Source organism: Saccharopolyspora rectivirgula DSM 43747 (assembly GCF_000497205.1).
GTDB lineage: Bacteria > Actinomycetota > Actinomycetes > Mycobacteriales > Pseudonocardiaceae > Saccharopolyspora > Saccharopolyspora rectivirgula.
Window position 1 is genome coordinate 1 of sequence record NZ_AYJW01000177.1, and the last position, 242, is coordinate 242.

Below are 242 nucleotides of genomic sequence, written 5' to 3' on the forward strand. Positions count from 1 at the left end.
GCCCTTGTTCGGCTCCTTGCCACCGGTGAGGTCCTTGACCAGCTCGGTCACCGCCGGCATGCGGGTGGAGCCGCCCACCAGCACCACGTGGTCGATGTCGCTGACCTTGGTGTCGGAGTCCCGCAGCACGGCCTCGAACGGCTTGCGGCAGCGCTCCAGCAGGTCGGAGGTGATCCGCTCGAACTCGGCCCGGGTCAGGGTCTCGTCCAGGAACAGCGGGTTCTTGTCGGCGTCCACCGTGA

General features: G+C 68.2%; 1 protein-coding gene. It reads right to left on the reverse strand.

Features of this window, described 5'->3' with window-relative positions:
* On the reverse strand, positions 1-242 hold a 242-nt coding region (locus tag SREC43747_RS20105; RefSeq protein ID WP_152528489.1), incomplete at both ends, for an Hsp70 family protein.